The organism is Candidatus Pelagibacter communis, from assembly GCF_001179985.1.
GTDB lineage: Bacteria > Pseudomonadota > Alphaproteobacteria > Pelagibacterales > Pelagibacteraceae > Pelagibacter > Pelagibacter ubique_J.
Genome location: NZ_CVSI01000006.1, coordinates 1 through 954, shown reverse-complemented (window position 1 = coordinate 954; position 954 = coordinate 1). Strand labels below are relative to the sequence as shown.

Annotated in this window: 2 protein-coding genes; both read right to left on the bottom strand. The window is 27.0% G+C overall.

The features are described 5' to 3' along the window. On the bottom strand, positions 1-416 hold a 416-nt coding region (locus AMN80_RS00050; protein WP_143323363.1), incomplete at its 3' end, for an SDR family NAD(P)-dependent oxidoreductase. Continuing rightward, a partial coding sequence (locus AMN80_RS00045) for an ACP S-malonyltransferase (protein ID WP_143323362.1) occupies positions 409-954 on the bottom strand: 546 nt, incomplete at its 5' end. The genes AMN80_RS00045 and AMN80_RS00050, both read right to left, overlap by 8 nt.

Below are 954 nucleotides of genomic sequence, written 5' to 3'. Positions count from 1 at the left end.
GACGTGATGTTTACAATTTTTCCGTATTTATTTTTAATCATTTTTTTTAGGGTAAATTTACAAAGTAAAAAAGTAGATGTAAGATTTATATTTAAGACATCATTCCATTCTTTAGTTGACATTCTTAATGACAAATTGTCCTTAGTTATCCCAGCATTGTTTATTAATATATCAGGTCCGCCATCTAAAACTTTAGTTGAGTCATCAACAAATTTTTCAATTTCTTCATGTTTCGAAAGATCAAATTTTCTTGTTAAAAGGTTGCTATATTGATCCAATAAAGATTTTAATTTTTCTTCATTCGTTCCTGTGGCAAGTACTTTAGCTTCATTTTGAGTGAAAAATTTGATTATAGAGTTACCAATGCCGCCTGTTGCACCTGTAACAATAACTTTTTTATTTTTTAAATTAAACATCTAAATTTAGTTCCTTTATATCTTGTACACTATTTATAGACTTAAAATTAACATTTTTATTTATTCTTCTTATCAGACCAGATAGCACTTTACCTGGTCCAATTTCTATAAAATTTTTTGTTCCCTTATTAATCATAAATTCTACACTTTCCAACCACCTAACTCTTCCCTCAATTTGTGAAACTAATAGGTTTTTGATTTCAGAGGCAGAAACTGTGGGTTTTGCTGTAAAATTAGAAACTATAGGTTTTTTGATCTCATTTAAATTTAAATTTAAAATTTCTGCTCTCATGTTAATTGTGGCATTTTCCATAAGTTTACAATGAAAAGGAGCGCTTACATTAAGTTTTATATTTTTAATTTTCAATTTATCTAAATCTTCAGAAAATAAATTAATATTTTTTTTTAAACCACTTAAGACTACTTGTTGAGGAGAATTATCATTAGCAATATAACACTGGCGATTATTCTTTTTTAAAATATTCTCAATTACTTTTAAATCACTACCTACCACTGCTAGCATACTTCCTTCATCACC